Source organism: Spongiivirga sp. MCCC 1A20706, assembly GCF_046524175.1.
GTDB lineage: Bacteria > Bacteroidota > Bacteroidia > Flavobacteriales > Flavobacteriaceae > Spongiivirga.
Genome location: NZ_JBEFZF010000009.1, coordinates 36,735 through 53,398, shown reverse-complemented (window position 1 = coordinate 53,398; position 16,664 = coordinate 36,735). Strand labels below are relative to the sequence as shown.

Sequence of the window (16,664 nt, the reverse complement as noted above, 5' to 3'; positions counted from 1 at the left end):
AAATTAAGGTTAAGACGGTTACTGTTGTTCAATTAAATCCCATTTATTACCATATAAATCCTGAAAAACTGCAACGGTACCATAGACTTCATTTCTAGGTTTTTCTAAAAAGGTTATTCCGTTTGCGGTCATTTTTTGATAATCTCTTTTGAAATTATCCGTTTTTAGAAAAAGAAAAACACGACCGCCGCTTTGGTTTCCAATGGCGGCTTCCTGCTTTGCCCCATCGGCTTTAGCTAATAGCAAAGAGGTGTTGTTGTCTCCTTTAGGTGTTACCAGAACCCACCGTTTCTTAGCTGAAAGCGGAGTATCTTCACTAAGTTCAAACCCCATTTTGTTTACATAAAAGTCGATTGCTTTATCATAATCATCAACCACTATAGCGACGGAAGCAATATGTTGGTTCATTGTTTCTTGTTAACTTATAAAAATGTGCTATGAACTTACTCTTACACTTTCTGGCACCAAAATGGTATAATCGCCGTTGTTGCGTATTACATCGCGTACAATGCTCGAACTTATAAACGAGGTTTTCGCTGCAGTAAGTAAGAATACAGTTTCGATTTTAGAAAGTTTGCGATTCGTGTGAGCAATGGCTTTTTCAAATTCAAAATCAGCTGGATTGCGAAGCCCTCTCAAAATAAACTGTGCGTCAATTTCTTTACAGAAATCAACTGTTAGGCCTTGGTAAGTGACTACTTTTACCTTAGGGGAGTTTTTAAATGCGTCTTCAATAAACTGCTTTCGCTCTTCTAAGGAAAACATATACTTTTTGTTTGCATTGATCCCAATAGCAACAACCACTTCATCAAAAAGCTGTACTCCTCTTTTAATAATATCATAATGTCCAAGGGTCAAGGGATCAAAAGACCCCGGAAAAATAGCTCGTCTCATTTTTTAATGTAGTTGTTGGTTAAGGCTTCGTCTATGGCACTTTCAAAAAGTTGAGTCAACGAAATGCCTGAAAACTTAGCCTGCATTGGTAAAATGCTCGCTTCGGTCAATCCAGGAACTGTATTCATTTCTAGTAAGTAAGGTTCATTGTTTTTAAAAATAAACTCACTTCGACTATATCCCTTCATTTTTAGAATATTATAAATCTTAACAGCTGTTTCAGTAACCTTTCGCTCCATTTCCGATGAAATTCTGGCCGGGGTAATTTCTTGTGATTTTCCTTCATATTTGGCTTCATAATCGAAAAAATCATTTTCACTTACAATCTCGGTAATCCCTAAAACTTTGGTTTTTCCATGAAATGTAATGACACCAATAGATACCTCAGTACCATCAAGAAATTCTTCAATAATTATTTCATCATCTTCTTTAAAACTGTTTTCTATAGCAGTATGTAATTCATCTTCTTTATAAACCTTACTTACGCCAAAGCTACTGCCTGCTTTATTAGCTTTTACAAAACAGGGCAAGCCAACAGCGTTGACAATGGCCTTGGTATTTACAGTGTCGCCTTCATTTAAAAAATAGGATTGAGCGGTTTTAATGGCGTACGGTTTTAATGTTGACAATAAATCTCGTTTATTGAAGGTTAAGGCCGATTGGTAGAAATCACAACTTGTCTGCGGAATCCCAATCAGTTGAAAATAGGCCTGTACTAATCCATCTTCTCCAGGACTACCATGAATGGCGTTAAAAACACAATCAAAATTAATGTGCTGTCCGCTGATGTTTACTGAAAAATCATTCCTATCTATGGGGTGCTCGGCACCCTCATTATCAACGAAACACCACTTATCTTTAAAAATATGTACCCGATAGGCATTGTACTTATTTTTGTCCAAATGTTTATAAACAACTTCGCCACTTTTTAAGGAAATTTGATATTCAGACGAGTACCCGCCCATGATGATGGCAATGTTTTTTTTCATGTTGTGATCACTATCATTAGTATAAACGAAGTTAATCTTATTTTAAATGATAGTAAAACAAATGACATGCAAAGTCGTTAATGCTACAATGGGTTAATGATTGGGTTTATTATATTTGCCCAACTAACAAATGCTAAATGGGATTATTAAAGTTTATTTGGAGTAAGCTGTTTTTAAAACAACTTGGTCTTGCTGTTGTAGCACTTATTGTGGTAGGTTGGCTAATACTACAATACCTAAATGTTACAACAAATCATGGTGATTTTATTGAAGTGCCTCAGTTAGAAAAGCAAACCTTAGATATTGTAGAAATGAAGTTGAACGATGCTAAGCTACGTTTTGAAGTTCGTGATTCAGCAAATTATAATCCCAATTTCCCAAAACATTCTGTAATAGAGCAGCAACCGGAAGCAGGTACACAGGTAAAGGAAAATAGAAAGATTTATCTTACCTTAAATCCATCAGGATATCGTAAAGTTAGTGTGCCCGATGTTCGTCAAAAAACAAGAAGAAATGCAGAGCCGGTTTTAAAAGCAATGGGATTTAACATAGGAAAGATCACTTTAAGAAATCATATTTCTCAGGAGGTTTTGGAAATGCGACACGATGGTCGTATCATAAAACCTGGTGAAATGTTACCACAAACCTCAAAGATCGACCTTATTGTCGGTGATGGAAAAGGGCGTTTGGTAGTTCCTGACGATCCTGAAGAAGAAGCAGAAGGGGATACGGATGAAGGACAATGATAGCGCTTTAGAAGGGCAGGAGCAAGAGCTTTTTGAACATTACCGTTTTGTAGCAGATAAAGGGCAAAATCCACTTCGGGTCGATAAATACCTCATGAATCTTATTGAAAATGTTACCAGAAATAAGGTTCAAAATGCGGCTAAGTCTGGTAATATTTATGTGAACGATGTTCCAGTAAAGCAAAACTACAAAGTGAAAGGAGGCGATGTCGTTAAAGTGTTATTTGAACATCCACCTTATGAGTTTTTACTGGTTGCTGAAGACATTCCTATTGATATCGTATATGAAGATGATGAACTGCTGGTAGTGAATAAACCAGCGGGAATGGTTGTGCATCCTGGTCATGGTAATTATTCAGGTACGTTGATCAATGCCTTGACATTCCATTTTGAAAATTTACCTAAAAATAGCAATGACCGCCCTGGTTTGATACACCGCATTGATAAGGATACCAGCGGACTTTTAGTTGTGGCCAAAACGGAACATGCGATGACGCATTTAGCAAAGCAGTTTTTTGATAAAACCAGCTCACGAGAATATATAGCCTTGGTTTGGGGAAATATCGAGGAAGAGGAAGGTACAGTTGAAGGACATATAGGTAGGCATCCTAAAAACAGAATGCAAAATACGGTCTATGAAGATGGTAGTCAAGGTAAACCAGCTGTTACCCATTTTAAGGTGCTTGAGCGATTGGGTTATGTTACCTTAGTTTCTTGTAAGTTGGAAACAGGTCGTACACATCAAATAAGAGTGCACATGAAACATATTGGTCATACCTTATTCAATGATGAACGTTATGGTGGTGAGAAGATTTTAAAGGGAACTACCTTTACCAAATACAAACAATTTGTAGATAATTGTTTTAAGATATTACCTAGACAAGCCTTGCATGCTAAAACACTGGGTTTTGAGCATCCCACTACGGGAAAATGGATAGAATTTAATACTGATCTTCCCGAAGATATGCAGGAATGCATTGAAAAATGGAGAGGATATGCCAAGCATATGGAGGATTAAGTTATATCAAATTCTAGTGCTAAAATTCCATTCTGCTCCAAGTTTTCCCATCTATTCATTAAATCGTCTAACTTTTTAGAAATTACTTTAGCATTCAATTGGTCTAAATTACTGGGGAATGGCAGCTGATTTTCGGTAAGAATTGGTTTTAACGCCGAGATAATGTCAAAATCAATTGGTTTATTTTGATATTGAATCTGTAAAAGATTCACAATATGCTCCGTTTGTAAAGCTTCTTTAGGTAAATTTTTAGGGAGCAGTTTTTTGGGGCGCTTTTCTCTCGATAGTCCAAAATCTTGAATAGTAAAACCTTCATTCAATAATCCATAAAAGGCATTTTTGTAACCTAGTGTTATTTCAACTGCAAAATGTGCTAGATCATGAATTTCCATTCCCTTGTGAATGGTGGTCCAAGTGGTAGATCCATCATTCCGAATGCAGTGCAATGTACTTTTGTCCTTACTTTTTTTAAATCGAATTATCATAGCTAGACAAATATAAAAATGATAGCATTAGAAACAATTATAGTTGTATAAGCAGCATCGTTTTTATTTTTTAGGTGAAGTGCTTCTTGCTCCTTAAATTTGAGTAGTAAATAAAAAGATGAAAGCGCATGAAAATTGTTGTATCTCCGGCTAAATCACTGAACTTTGAGTCAGAATTACCAACAACAAAATATACGGAACCTTGTTTTTTGAATGAAGCTGAACGCCTAAATAGAGTTTTGAAAAAGAAATCGGCTAAAAGCTTATCGAAGTTAATGGGTATTAGCGATAACTTGGGACAACTAAATTATGATCGTAATCAGAATTGGACCCTTCCGTTCACAAAAGATAACGCAAGACCGGCCGCTTATGCATTCAATGGTGACGTATATACCGGCTTAGATGCTTACACCATTCCTGAGGAAAAGCTGGAAGCTTTACAAAGTACCTTACGAATTCTTTCTGGTCTTTACGGAGTATTGAAACCTTTAGATCTTATACAACCATATCGCCTGGAAATGGGAACTAAACTTCCTGTAGGTAAGAATAAAAATTTATATGAATTTTGGAAAAAGAAGGTGACTCAGCAGATAAATGATGAATTGGTTGATGACGAATTGTTCTTGAACCTCGCGAGTACAGAATATTTTAGTGCTGTTGATACGAAAGTTTTAAAAGTTCCCGTAATCACTCCGGTTTTCAAAGATTGGAAAAATGGTCAGCTAAAAATGATCAGTTTCTTCGCTAAAAAGGCGAGAGGATTAATGACACGCTATATTATCGATACCGATGCGCAAACGATCGACGATATCAAAGGGTTTAATTACGATGGCTACGGTTTTAGTGAAGAGCATTCTACCAAAAAGAACGAATTGGTTTTTATACGATGAATAGAAAATGAATCTAAACCAAATAACTGTACCTTCTAAAGATCTTAAAGTATCCGTTTCGTTTTATCGAAAATTAGGTTTGCAGTTAATTGTAGATGCACGGCCTAATTATGTTCGATTTGAATGCCCAGCGGGAGCGTCAACATTTTCAATTCACTTGGTAGAAGAATTACCAACTGGAAACGGAATTTATGTGTATTTCGAGCTCAATAACCTCGATGAAAAAGTTGGAGAATTACAATCAATCGGTATCCATTTTGATCAATTGCCGAAAAATGAAAATTGGTTGTGGAGGGAAGCTAGACTTAAAGACCCCGATGGGAATCAGTTGATATTGTATTATGGGGGTGAAAACAGATTATACCCGCCTTGGAGGATTCAAACGAATCAAAACTAAACATAGAGAATGACTATTCTTCAGTTTCAGCTTCTTCCTTTTTTTTAGTTGCAGTTTTCTTTTTAGCGGTTGTGGTTTTCTTTACAGGAGCCGGAGCATATGATTTTGCTTTTTTACGTTTTCTTCGAGCACCGAAGGTGCCAAGCCTTATCTTACCTCTTCTGGTTTTTTTATCACCTTTTCCCATGGTTTTAGCTGGTTTTATTGTGGTTGAAGTTTAAAGTTAATCATTTTGTATTTAAAATCAAGTAATTATGCACTGTTAGGAGATCGCATTTTCCGATATTCGTAGTCCGTAAATTCTAGTTTTGTTTATACATACACATCCGTATCCACCTTTTATTCCAGATAATGCAACCAAGCTGATAGTAGGTACATTGCCTCCGCCCAGATTTACAACCGGTGATTTAAAACCGGATGATGTGAACTTTTGTTACGGTAGTCGCGATGGGATGTTGTGGCGAATATTAGATCGAATCTTTGAATTAAACTTGGTTTTTGATAATACCGATTTTCCCATAAAACAGCGTAAAGACTTTTTGGTAAAACAAAGAATAGGAATTTGTGATATTGTTGATAGTGCGGAACGCGAAAAGATTGATGCATCTGATCTGGGAATGAGGAATATCAAATTACGTGATTTGGTTGGCTATTTAAAAAAATACCCAAAGGTTGACACCTTGTTGTTTACCGGTGGTAATAGTAAAAACGGACCGGAGTATTTTTTTAGGAGACATCTTCGGGAGTACAAATTGAGTCTGAAATTGGTGGAGAAATCCACCCCAAAAATTCACCAAGTTGAAATTGATGGAAGAACTGTAAAAACAGTATCACTTACTGCACCTACGGGTACAGCAAATATTGCCGTGGGTTCGAATCCACTTTACAAACAGCTAAAAGTGAAGAATCCGGAATTCAATACATTCGATTTTCGGGTAATGCAGTACCGGGAGTTTTTTGAACGTTAAGTTTTGAGATTCCTGCTTTCGCAGGAATGACATAGTGTTTATAAAGAAGTTGTCTTCCCTGGGAAAGCAGGGAACCACTATTCATACCACTCCTGTGCAAGATCATTCCATGCGGGATTGTCGTTTTCAATTAACTCAATCTTCCAAGCACGCTTCCATTTTTTCATTCTTTTTTCCCTTAAAATAGCATCGTTGATGTATTGGAAAGATTGGAAGTATACTAATTTGGTAAGCTCATATCGCTTGGAAAAACCTTCAACGATTTTGTTTTTATGTTCGAACATTCTCCTTTCTAGGTTATTTGTAACTCCAATATATAATGTGCCGTTTTTCTTATTAGTTATGATATAAACATAATATTGATGAATCGTTTTATACATCTTATTTAGTGGATTCCTGCTTCCGCAGGAATGACATAACTAGTTCATCGGCGTAGTCAAGATCCCATAAAAAGTCTTCAATCCATACTCGATCATGCCGACTTTGATATTTTCATTCGGGCTGTGTTGGTTATTGTCTGCATTTACAATGGGTACCAGAATAGCTGGGATATCTAGCTCATTAATAAATGGAGAAATAGGCACGGTACCTCCCATAATTCGAATTCTGACAAGTTCATCTCCATGGGTATTTTTCATGACTCCTTGTAGCCAGTTAGAAAATGGACTATCAATGTCTGTTCTAAACGGTTTTGTAACACCCCGTGATTCGAATTTTAAGATTTTATCATGTGAAGCTCGTTCTTGCTGCGTAGGATCTTTATCAACAATAAAATACCCTTTACTCTTTATGTGTTTTTTTACTAGTTCTTTTAATCGGTCGCCATCACTTTCAGGAACTAAACGAATATCAATTTCAGCAATGGTACGATCAGGAACAATCGTCCGCGCTTTACTACCTGTCCAACCAGAATTTATTCCTCTAACATTTAAAGAAGGATATTGTAGTGATTCTTGGTAATTTGCTCCAACAGTTTCAGCGGTTTTGATACTAAGTCTGCTTAAAATAGCAGACTGATCGTCAGGAACCGATGACAATAGTTCTTTTGTTAACTCGTCTAATGTAATGCCGTCGTAATATCCAGGAATTAAAACCATACCACGCTCATCTTTCATACTTGAAAGTAATGATGCCATTCTAAACGAAGGATTGGGTGCATAATTACCAAAATGACCACTATGTTGAGGTTTTACAGGACCATAGGTGGTTAGGGTAACAGTTGTAATTCCGCGGCAACCGTATGCCAAGGTCGGTTTGCCTGAAGGATGAATAGGTCCGTCACTAATTAACAAATAATCTGATTTTAATAGGCTTTTGTATTGTTTTACTGCCTTTGGTAAAGGTTTGCTTCCTTTTTCTTCTTCGCTATCAAGAATCACTTTTATATTGAATGGTATTTCTTTTCCCTCTGCTTTTAAAACATCAATAGCATTTAAAAACATCACTATAGGTCCTTTATCATCGGAAGCAGATCGACCATACAATCTCCATTCGTTGTCAATACCGTTTTCCAATGTTGACCAGTCAAGATTAGTATCGCCATCTCTCAAAACGAGTTCATAGGGATTACTTTGGTTCCATTTAGAAGGATCGACCGCTTGACCATCAAAATGCATGTAGAATAGGAGGGTTGGTAAACCCTCTTTCATAGGAAGGTTCGCAAAAAACAAGGGTTCGCCTTCAGTGGGCAATTGTGCAGTATTAAATCCTCTTTCTTTAAACTGTTTTTCAAGCCAGAAGATATTTCGCATAATATCACTATGTTCTAATGCATCGTTAGGGATGGCAATAAATTCTTTAAGCTCGTTTATGGTTGGTACGATCTGTTTTTTAAGAGCTTTTTGGCTATAACTTAGACAGGTGATTGCCAAAAAGAAAGTGAGAAATATTTTTTTCATCAATTGGTTTTGGTAAGGCTAAAGTTAGCGAATCGATTTTATAAAAGTGTTAATAGAATCGACACCATTATTGGTTAATGTTTTAATAAAAGCTGAACCAATAATGGCCCCTTTAGATGTTACAGTAGCTGCATTGAATGTATCGGAATTACTGATTCCAAATCCTACAATTTGAGGATTTTTAAGGTTCATAGAAGCAATGCGATTAAAATAAGCTTCTTGGTCTTGTCCAAATCCGCTTTTTGCGCCTGTTGTGCTTGCTGAACTAACCATATAGATAAAGGCATCACTTGCTTCGTCAATTTGCTTAATTCGTTCGTCTGAAGTTTGCGGGGTAATTAAAAAGATATTGCTCAAATTGTATTTTTTGAAAATAGCTTCGTATTCTTCCTGATACTCGGCTAGCGGAAGGTCGGGCATTATGATACCATCAATGCCAATTTCAGCACATTTAGCACAGAATTTTTCCACGCCGTATTGAAACATCGGATTAAAATATCCCATTACTATTAGGGGAATATCGACCGTTTTTCTAATGTCTTTTATTTGATCGAATAAGACATCGGTGGTCATACCATTTTTTAAGGCTTCGGTAGAACTTGTTTGAATGGTCGGGCCATCGGCTAACGGATCAGAAAACGGTAAGCCGATTTCGATCATATCCACGTCGCTTTCTTGCAGTTTTTCAATGATAGTTACCGTATCATTTAAGTTTGGGTAACCGGCGGTAAAGTATATAGAGAGAAGCTTTTTGTCTTCTTGTAATTTTGTATGTATCCTGTTCATGTCTTTATATTTTATCATGTTCATTTTCTTTGCTTGTCCAAAGAAAACGAACCAAAAGAAAGGACACCTTATCCAAGGAATTTCCTGCGGAACCGATTGAAAAACTTCGCGTCGTTCTTTGAACTCCTGAATCTCGAAGCTTTTTCAATCTATTCTGCGGATAAGGGTACTGAATTCTATTAATCATTTTATAATTTGAAGTAGTCAATATAAGTGTTGAGGTCCTTATCACCTCTACCTGACAAATTGATGACCACAACGTCTTCCCTACTAAACTTCTTTTGGTCCAGCACTGCAAATGCATGAGAGGTTTCGATAGCGGGGATGATTCCTTCTAATTGCGAAACTTCTAATCCGAAAGTCATGGCATCATCATCGGTGACCGAAACAAATTCTGCACGCCCACTGTCAAATAAATGCGCATGCATAGGACCTACTCCCGGATAATCTAATCCGGCTGAAATGGAATATGGCTCGGTTATTTGACCATCTTGCGTTTGCATTAATAAGGTTTTACTACCGTGTATAATGCCTACCTTTCCTAAAGCTGAAGTTGCGGCGCTTTCTCCGGTATGAATGCCTTTTCCAGCGGCTTCGACAGCAATGATCTTGACATCAGTTTCATCTAAAAAATGATAATAGGCTCCTGCTGCATTACTACCGCCACCAACGCAGGCAACTACATAGTCTGGAAGTTTGCGACCCTCTTTTTCTTGAAGTTGCCATTTGATTTCTTCTGAAATAACTGATTGAAAACGTGCTACCATATCCGGATATGGGTGTGGACCAACCACAGAACCAATTATATAGTGTGTATCGACCGGGTTGTTAATCCAATCTCGAATAGCTTCATTGGTAGCATCTTTTAAAGTACGGCTGCCAGATAAGGCAGGACGTACCTCGGCACCTAGCATTTTCATTCGGGCAACGTTTGGTGCTTGTCTTGCAATGTCGACTTCTCCCATATATACCACACACTCAATTCCCATTAAAGCACAGACTGTAGCTGTTGCTACACCATGTTGTCCGGCTCCGGTTTCGGCAATTATCCGATTTTTACCTAGGTGCTTCGCCATTAATATCTGACCGATGGTGTTGTTCACTTTATGGGCACCAGTATGGCACAGGTCTTCTCGTTTCAAATAGACTTTTGTATTATATTTTGCGGAAAGCCGCTCAGCAAAATACAATGGTGTTGGTCTTCCAACATAATCTTTTAGTAGCTGGTCAAACTCTTTTTTAAAGTCGGCTTTGGCCATTACTTTTAGGTAGTTTTGGCGAAGTTCTTCAACATTTGGATATAACATTTCTGGTATGAATGCTCCTCCAAACTGACCGTAATACCCCTTTTCGTTAGCGTTATACATTTTTTAATGTTAGATTTTAGATATGAGATGTGAGATATTAGATTTATTGTTGTCTGGTTGAGCGCAGTCGGAACCTACATGGTTCTCGAACGAGCTCGAACAGTCAATTGATTATATCTCTTTTCTCTTTTCTATGTTCTTTATTCTTGTTACAAATTCTTTTACTTTTTTGATGCTTTTTAATCCAGGTGACTCTTCCAACTTACTATTGACATCAATGACTTGAATAGGTAAATTAGTTTTTAAAATTCTTTCAAGTTCCGTTAGTTCGTCTAACCCAATTCCTCCACTCAATACAATTGGGGTTTTAGAATTATATTCTTTAAGTACATTCCAATTGAATGTGTAGCCATTACCACCTTTTTGCTTTCCTTTTGTGTCAAACAAGAAAGCGTCGACCACGCCATCATATAGTTTTAGGAGTTCAAAATCAAACTCATCTTTAATTGAAAATACTTTCCAGATGATAAGTTCTTGACTGAAGCCTGCCTCGAGGTCTCGACTGTGCTCGACCAGACAATTGGTTTTAAGCTCTTTTATATAATCAACACTTTCATCTCCATGTAATTGAATAATATCTAGATTGTATTGATTTATTTTCTTTTTGATAAAATCAATATTGGCATCTACAAAAACTCCGACTTTTTTAATAGATTGAGGGATTTTTGGAATGATTCCTTCAAAATTTCTTGGAGATTTTTCATAAAAAATGAAACCCAAATAATCCGGGTGTAACGATGCCACTTCCTGAATATTTTCAGGATGCCTCATGCCGCAGATTTTGAGCTTTACATTTTTCATTTTAGTCTATTAATAAATTCACTTGCACTTGCTCCGGGATTGTCGGTTTTCATGAAATTTTCTCCAATTAGAAAACCTTCAAAACCATATGGTTTTAATTCCTTGATTGCTTCGATGCTACTGATACCACTTTCTGAAACTTTTACAAAATCATCAGGAATCAAACTTGACAGTTTTTTGCTAGTATCTAGACTAACTTCAAACGTTTTTAGATTCCGATTGTTGACACCTAACATGTCAAGACTTGGCATGATCGATTTATGCAGTTCTTCTTCATTATGGACTTCTAAAAGGACATCTAAACCAATACTTTTTGCGGTTTCTGATAGTGACTTTATATTATTTTGGTCTAATACCGCTGCAATCAACAAAATGGCATCCGCGCCATAGGCTTTTGCTTCTATTATTTGATATTCATCGATAACGAATTCCTTGCGTAATAAGGGTATTTTTGCCGATGCTCGTGCTAATAATAAATCATCCAAAGAACCCCCAAAATATTTTCCGTCTGTCAACACTGACATAGCACTTACCCCAGCATTTTCATAGCCGATTGCAACCTGTTGCACACTTGCTTTTTGATTAATGACTGATTTAGAAGGAGATCGTCGTTTATGCTCTGCTATAATACCAGAACCAGACTTGATCGATTGTGCCATTGAAATTGTCTCGCCGTTAAACAATACCGAGGATTCAAGTTGTTTAATTGGAATGAGGTCTTTTTTTAAGTCGACTTCCAATCGTTTATCTGCTATTATTTTATCTAGGATGTTCATTTATTTTTTCGATTAGGTCTTGACTGCGCTCGACCTGACAAAGTGATTTTATTTACTTAATTCCTGTAACTTGTGTAAGGCGTTCAATCCTTTTCCTGATAATAAAGATTCTTTTGCTAATTCAAACCCTTCTTTAGGTTCTAATTGTTGGGCTGTGGCTATAGCCATTCCGGCGTTGGCGCAAACTACATTATTCTGTGCCTCGGTACCTTTTCCGCTTAATACATTCAAGAATATTTTAGCAGAATCTTCAACAGTATCACCTCCATAAATTTCCTCTTGTTTTAACGCTTTAACTCCAAAGTCTTCAGGTGTAAGCATTGATTCTGTATTATTTGATATAGTTTTCGTATTTCCCGTTAACGATATTTCATCATAACCATCTAATGCATGTAAAACAGTAAATTTTTTATCTGTTTTTTGATATAGATATCCATACATTCTTGCCAGTTCTAAATTGAAAACACCTACCAATTGATTTTTGGGGAATGCTGGGTTTACCATAGGCCCTAGCATATTAAAAAAAGTCTTTACGCCAAGTTCTCTTCGTATCGGAGCTACATTTTTCATTGCCGGATGAAATAGCGGAGCGTGTAAGACACAAATTCCTGCTTTTTCAATCGATTTTTTAAGGAAATCTGTCTCATTACTGAACTTGATTCCTAAATACTCCATCACATTACTTGATCCGCATTTAGAGGAAACGCCATAATTACCATGTTTGGTTACATGTACACCAGCACCTGCGGTTACAAATGATGAAAGTGTTGATATGTTAAACGTGTCTTTACCATCGCCACCAGTACCACAGAGATCTATTGGATTGTACTCTTCTAAATTTATTGCCAAACATAAGTCCAGCAAAGCATCACGAAATCCCTCTAGTTCATCTAATGTAATACTACGCATCATATATACGGTGAGAAAAGCGGCAATTTGACTTGTGTTATAATCTCCTTTCGAGATATTGACTAATACATTTTTGGCCTCCTCTTTTGAGATGGTTTCGTGGTTGATGAGTCTATTGAGTAGTTTTTTCATTTTGCAATTTCACTTTAATAGAACTTTCCTTTTTCTTTATTAGTTATTTCTTCTAACCGTTTATCCAGTTTTCTAAAATTTTCTTTCCGTCAGGAGTTAATACTGATTCCGGATGATATTGTACTCCTTTTACGTCATATTCAACATGTCTTAGGGACATAACCTGACCATTTTCATCAAAAGAAGTGGCTTCTAATGCGCTTGATAATTCAGGGTCTACTACCCATGAATGATACCGGCCTACCTCGAATTTTTTGTTCATTCCTTCGAATAAGGACTCATCATTTACCACCACCTCTACATCTGTTGAAACACCGTGATAAACTTTATCTAAATTGATTAATGAAGCTCCAAATACTTCGCCAATAGCTTGCTGACCTAAACATACGCCAAGAATACTTTTTGTAGGTGCATATTCTTTAATTACTGCTTTTAGCAATCCGGCTTCATCAGGAATTCCAGGGCCTGGAGACAGAATAATTTTATCAAAATCGGCAACCTGATCGAGATTGAACTTGTCGTTTCTCCAAACTGTGACCTTACAATTAAGATCTTCCAAATAATGAACTAGGTTGTAGGTGAAACTGTCGTAGTTATCTATTACTAATACTTTTTTCATTTATTTTATTCTTTCTGCAATTTCTAAGGCCTTATTTAGTGCGCCTAGCTTATTGTATGTTTCCTGTAGCTCATGATCAGCATTCGATTCTGATACGATACCCGCACCGGCCTGGTAATGTAGCTGATGATCCTTACTTAAAAAGGTGCGTATCATAATGGCATGGTTGAAATTACCTTCAAAATCCATAACGCCAATTGCACCACCGTAAAAATCACGATTACATTTTTCATATTGTTCGATTAGCTGCATGGCTCTATGTTTTGGTGCGCCACTTAACGTTCCTGCAGGAAAGGTGTCTGCCACAACTTGCATGGTGGTTACGTTATCATGCATTTTACCTGTTACTTTTGATACGAGATGAATGACATGACTAAAAAATTGCACTTCCCGATAGGTCTCAACGTTGACCATACTTCCATGTCGGCTTAAGTCGTTTCGAGCAAGGTCTACTAACATCACGTGCTCGGCATTTTCTTTTTCATCCTTAACGAGCTCTTTGGCAAGTTCAGCGTCCCTTAAATCGTTACCGGTGCGTTTAAACGTTCCGGCTATAGGATGTATTTCCGCTTGACGATTCTTCACCACTAATTGCGCTTCTGGAGAAGAACCAAATATTTTGAATCCACCATAATCGAAATAAAACAAATATGGACTCGGATTTATTGAGCGCAAGGCACGGTAAACATTAAACTCATCACCTTTAAAGCTTTGCGAAAATCTTCTTGATAATACTAATTGAAAAACATCGCCTCTATAACAATGTTTTTTGGCAAATTCTACGTGCTGTTTGTATTCTTCATCCTTTAAGTTTGATGCAGATGCTCCTTCCCGCTTAAAATTATAAGTGGCGAAATTGCGAACACGAATAAGTTGTTCAATATCCTCAAGATTATTATCATTTTCGTCAAGACCGTGATGAAAAATATAGGCTTCATTTTTAAAATGGTTTATCGCAATGATATTTTGATAAACCGCATAGTAAATGTCAGGAATATTTAAAGTGTCATCCTTTTTAGCGATAGCTACATCTTCAAAATATTGAACAGCATCATAAGCGATATAACCAAAAAGCCCATTATTGATGAATTTAAATTCGTTTTTTTCTGCTATAAATTCATTGCTGAACTGCGTGATCAAAGCAGGAACATCATGATCTTTTTGTAGCGTTAGCTTCGTGTTTGAGCCGTCAGGATAGGAATAATCTAGAATCCCATCTTTTACTTGAATGCTGGCAATAGGATTGCAACATATATACGAAAAGCTATTGTCATTGGCATGATAATCACTACTCTCAAGCAATAAGCTGTTGGGAAATTTGTCCCTAATCTTTAAATAAACGCTAACAGGTGTTATGGTGTCTGCTAGTATTTTGGTATATGATGTTTTTAGATGGTAACTCATTTGGTATTTCTTCTAAATAAAAAAAGGCCTGTCGTGATGACAAGCCTTTATATGTTGTTTAAATACAATAGGAGCTAGTTCACGACTGTTGACGTAAATTAGACCACCACCAAGTATTTAAAATTTGTTTCATTATTTTATTTTGATGGTTCAAATATATAAATGAAAAGTATAGCATCAAATAAAAACTTTATAAATTAAAAACCCGCATAGTGTTTAACACTATGCGGGATCCAACTTGTTTAGGGTGTTTGGATTTGAATCCTCCTTCGCATGCGCTATGGCGGACGAGAAGGTTGGTTCTGGTTTCTCGACAATCTGCGTTACAACTAAAACGGATTCTGATTCCGACACATAGTTATTGTGAGACCGAGATAATTTGTATTTAAAATTCCAATGACACGTTTAGTTCAAACTCGTCATTGATAGCTTTGTCACCTAAATTGTCAAAAAAGCTTCCTGAGCCATATTTAATATCATACTTAGTTCTATCTACTTTAAATGAAGTAGTTGCTTTATTGCTGTCAATCTTAAGATCAAATCTGACCGGATTTGTTTTTCCTTTAATGGTTAGATCACCAATTACTGTATACATTCCGTCTTCACCCGAAAAACCAGTGAATTTTAAGGTAGCGGTAGGGTGATTAGCAACACCAAAAAAGTCATCAGACTTTAAATGACCTTCTAATTTTCCTTTAGAGTCTCCGCTTAAATCGGTGACGTTAATGCTGGTCATGTCAATTACAAACTCTCCTCCTCGTAACTCTTTTCCTTTCATCATTAAAAATCCTTCTTTTAATGAAATGTTGCCTGAGTGTTGACCGGTAACTTTTTTGCCGACCCAAGAAATTGTACTGTTTTTTATAACGACTTTCTTATCTTTTAAAGTCGTGAACGCTGACATAGCAATTAAAAGCGTTACTGCTAGGGCACTGGTTAAAATGTTTTTTTTCATGATTTAAATTTAATATTAGATGTGTTTGGCTTACTTACTGATATAATTTGTCAAAAAGACGATTAATTTCCTTTAATTCTGTTTGAGAAAAGTCGTTAACCATCTTAGTCTCGGTAGTATCCATTGCCTTATCCATATTTTGCAAGACGTCAAGACCCTTTTGCGTAATAGTAATATCAACTTTTCTTCTATTCGTAGGGCAAATATCACGCCGAACTAAATCCTTAGCAATTAACTTATCTACCAATCGTGTAGTGTTACTCATTTTATTAACCATACGATCACTTATGGTACTTAAGGTTGCCGGTTTTCCTTTTTGGCCTCTTAATATTCTCAATACATTAAACTGTTGAAGGGATACGTCAAAAGGTTTAAGAGTTTCAGTCAGATCCTCATGAAGCCGGCTAGCCACTAGTTGCAAATGAATTAAGGTACGTTTCGGTAGTGGAATTTCTTTTTCGGTTTTTAGACAAGCTTCTACGTTCATGTACTTACAACAATTGTATATACAAATGTATGATTATTTAATATAGCTCTGGTTACTAGCGATTTAAAATTTTGTTAAAAGTCTTCGACTTGGATTTTTGCCGTATATCTATTAAAGGATTAAACCATTTCCTTCTCTTTCAG

General features: G+C 36.5%; 22 protein-coding genes. 5 read left to right on the top strand and 17 right to left on the bottom strand.

The genetic code is table 11. The features are described from left to right. Nucleotides 1–18: 18 nt before the first annotated feature. Genes ABN763_RS17515 through ABN763_RS17505 form a run of 3 tightly spaced genes read right to left on the bottom strand, consistent with a single transcriptional unit; the run spans nucleotide 19 to nucleotide 1,883 of the window. On the bottom strand, nucleotides 19–408 hold the full coding sequence (locus ABN763_RS17515; RefSeq protein WP_410486797.1) for a VOC family protein: 390 nt from the start codon (nucleotides 406–408) through the stop codon (nucleotides 19–21). A 27-nt stretch (nucleotides 409–435) separates the two neighbouring features. Then, on the bottom strand, nucleotides 436–894 hold the full coding sequence (gene coaD, locus ABN763_RS17510; RefSeq protein ID WP_410486796.1) for a pantetheine-phosphate adenylyltransferase: 459 nt from the start codon (nucleotides 892–894) through the stop codon (nucleotides 436–438). After that, on the bottom strand, nucleotides 891–1,883 hold the full coding sequence (locus ABN763_RS17505) for a D-alanine--D-alanine ligase (RefSeq protein WP_410486795.1): 993 nt from the start codon (nucleotides 1,881–1,883) through the stop codon (nucleotides 891–893). Before ABN763_RS17505 ends, coaD begins: the two co-directional genes overlap by 4 nt. A 137-nt stretch (nucleotides 1,884–2,020) precedes the next feature. Between ABN763_RS17505 and ABN763_RS17500 the strand changes: the two genes are divergently transcribed. Together ABN763_RS17500 and ABN763_RS17495 are read left to right on the top strand one after the other, a co-directional pair. After that, on the top strand, nucleotides 2,021–2,629 hold the full coding sequence (locus tag ABN763_RS17500; RefSeq protein ID WP_410486794.1) for a PASTA domain-containing protein: 609 nt from the start codon (nucleotides 2,021–2,023) through the stop codon (nucleotides 2,627–2,629). Then, nucleotides 2,616–3,647: an RluA family pseudouridine synthase gene (locus ABN763_RS17495; RefSeq protein WP_410486793.1), complete on the top strand. Its 1,032-nt coding sequence runs from the start codon at nucleotides 2,616–2,618 to the stop codon at nucleotides 3,645–3,647. The genes ABN763_RS17500 and ABN763_RS17495 overlap by 14 nt, the downstream gene beginning before the upstream one ends. On the opposite strand, the gene ABN763_RS17490 is transcribed toward ABN763_RS17495, so the two are convergent. Then, nucleotides 3,644–4,132, bottom strand: a complete 489-nt coding sequence (locus tag ABN763_RS17490) for a hypothetical protein (RefSeq protein WP_410486792.1) — start codon at nucleotides 4,130–4,132, stop codon at nucleotides 3,644–3,646. The genes ABN763_RS17495 and ABN763_RS17490 overlap by 4 nt on opposite strands. Nucleotides 4,133–4,260: 128 nt before the next feature. On the opposite strand from ABN763_RS17490, the gene yaaA reads away from it, so the two are divergent. Next, a complete protein-coding gene (gene yaaA, locus ABN763_RS17485) occupies nucleotides 4,261–5,022 on the top strand; it encodes a peroxide stress protein YaaA (protein WP_410486791.1) in 762 nt (253 codons plus the stop codon). Between the two features lie 7 nt (nucleotides 5,023–5,029). Continuing rightward, entirely contained in the window at nucleotides 5,030–5,419 is a 390-nt protein-coding gene (locus ABN763_RS17480; protein WP_410486790.1) for a VOC family protein, read from the top strand. 13 nt (nucleotides 5,420–5,432) lie between these two features. On the opposite strand, the gene ABN763_RS17475 is transcribed toward ABN763_RS17480, so the two are convergent. Then, a complete protein-coding gene (locus ABN763_RS17475) occupies nucleotides 5,433–5,606 on the bottom strand; it encodes a 30S ribosomal protein THX (protein WP_410486789.1) in 174 nt (57 codons plus the stop codon). A 121-nt stretch (nucleotides 5,607–5,727) separates the two neighbouring features. On the opposite strand from ABN763_RS17475, the gene ABN763_RS17470 reads away from it, so the two are divergent. Next, on the top strand, nucleotides 5,728–6,387 hold the full coding sequence (locus ABN763_RS17470) for a uracil-DNA glycosylase family protein (RefSeq protein ID WP_410486788.1): 660 nt from the start codon (nucleotides 5,728–5,730) through the stop codon (nucleotides 6,385–6,387). Between the two features lie 77 nt (nucleotides 6,388–6,464). Here the strand turns inward: ABN763_RS17470 and ABN763_RS17465 are convergent, their stop codons facing one another. The 12 genes from ABN763_RS17465 to ABN763_RS17410 all read right to left on the bottom strand — a co-directional run bounded on the left by ABN763_RS17465 (nucleotide 6,465) and on the right by ABN763_RS17410 (nucleotide 16,521). Continuing rightward, nucleotides 6,465–6,767, bottom strand: coding sequence for a GIY-YIG nuclease family protein (locus tag ABN763_RS17465; RefSeq protein ID WP_410486787.1), 303 nt, complete (start codon nucleotides 6,765–6,767; stop codon nucleotides 6,465–6,467). 39 nt (nucleotides 6,768–6,806) lie between these two features. Continuing rightward, a complete protein-coding gene (locus ABN763_RS17460) occupies nucleotides 6,807–8,285 on the bottom strand; it encodes a M20/M25/M40 family metallo-hydrolase (RefSeq protein ID WP_410486786.1) in 1,479 nt (492 codons plus the stop codon). Nucleotides 8,286–8,309: 24 nt separating this feature from the next. Further along, nucleotides 8,310–9,071 (bottom strand): tryptophan synthase subunit alpha, encoded by a 762-nt coding sequence (gene trpA / locus ABN763_RS17455; RefSeq protein ID WP_410486785.1) that lies wholly within the window; start codon nucleotides 9,069–9,071, stop codon nucleotides 8,310–8,312. Between the two features lie 4 nt (nucleotides 9,072–9,075). Beyond that, nucleotides 9,076–9,258: a hypothetical protein gene (locus ABN763_RS17450; RefSeq protein WP_410486784.1), complete on the bottom strand. Its 183-nt coding sequence runs from the start codon at nucleotides 9,256–9,258 to the stop codon at nucleotides 9,076–9,078. 1 nt (nucleotide 9,259) lies between these two features. Continuing rightward, entirely contained in the window at nucleotides 9,260–10,438 is a 1,179-nt protein-coding gene (gene trpB, locus ABN763_RS17445) for a tryptophan synthase subunit beta (protein ID WP_410486783.1), read from the bottom strand. A gap of 111 nt (nucleotides 10,439–10,549) precedes the next feature. Further along, nucleotides 10,550–11,239: a phosphoribosylanthranilate isomerase gene (locus ABN763_RS17440; RefSeq protein ID WP_410486782.1), complete on the bottom strand. Its 690-nt coding sequence runs from the start codon at nucleotides 11,237–11,239 to the stop codon at nucleotides 10,550–10,552. Further along, nucleotides 11,236–12,015 carry an indole-3-glycerol phosphate synthase TrpC gene (trpC, locus tag ABN763_RS17435; protein ID WP_410486781.1) on the bottom strand — a complete coding sequence of 260 codons (780 nt, stop codon included), beginning with the start codon at nucleotides 12,013–12,015 and terminating at the stop codon, nucleotides 11,236–11,238. Before trpC ends, ABN763_RS17440 begins: the two co-directional genes overlap by 4 nt. Nucleotides 12,016–12,063: 48 nt before the next feature. Further along, on the bottom strand, nucleotides 12,064–13,056 hold the full coding sequence (gene trpD / locus ABN763_RS17430) for an anthranilate phosphoribosyltransferase (protein ID WP_410486780.1): 993 nt from the start codon (nucleotides 13,054–13,056) through the stop codon (nucleotides 12,064–12,066). A gap of 52 nt (nucleotides 13,057–13,108) precedes the next feature. Further along, complete coding sequence (locus ABN763_RS17425; protein WP_410486779.1) at nucleotides 13,109–13,675, bottom strand: anthranilate synthase component II; 567 nt, start codon at nucleotides 13,673–13,675, stop codon at nucleotides 13,109–13,111. Further along, nucleotides 13,676–15,079 (bottom strand): anthranilate synthase component I family protein, encoded by a 1,404-nt coding sequence (locus ABN763_RS17420; protein ID WP_410486778.1) that lies wholly within the window; start codon nucleotides 15,077–15,079, stop codon nucleotides 13,676–13,678. 385 nt (nucleotides 15,080–15,464) lie between these two features. Next, complete coding sequence (locus ABN763_RS17415; RefSeq protein ID WP_410486777.1) at nucleotides 15,465–16,034, bottom strand: YceI family protein; 570 nt, start codon at nucleotides 16,032–16,034, stop codon at nucleotides 15,465–15,467. Nucleotides 16,035–16,068: 34 nt separating this feature from the next. Beyond that, nucleotides 16,069–16,521, bottom strand: coding sequence for a MarR family winged helix-turn-helix transcriptional regulator (locus ABN763_RS17410; protein WP_410486776.1), 453 nt, complete (start codon nucleotides 16,519–16,521; stop codon nucleotides 16,069–16,071). Between the last annotated feature and the right edge of the window lie 143 nt (nucleotides 16,522–16,664).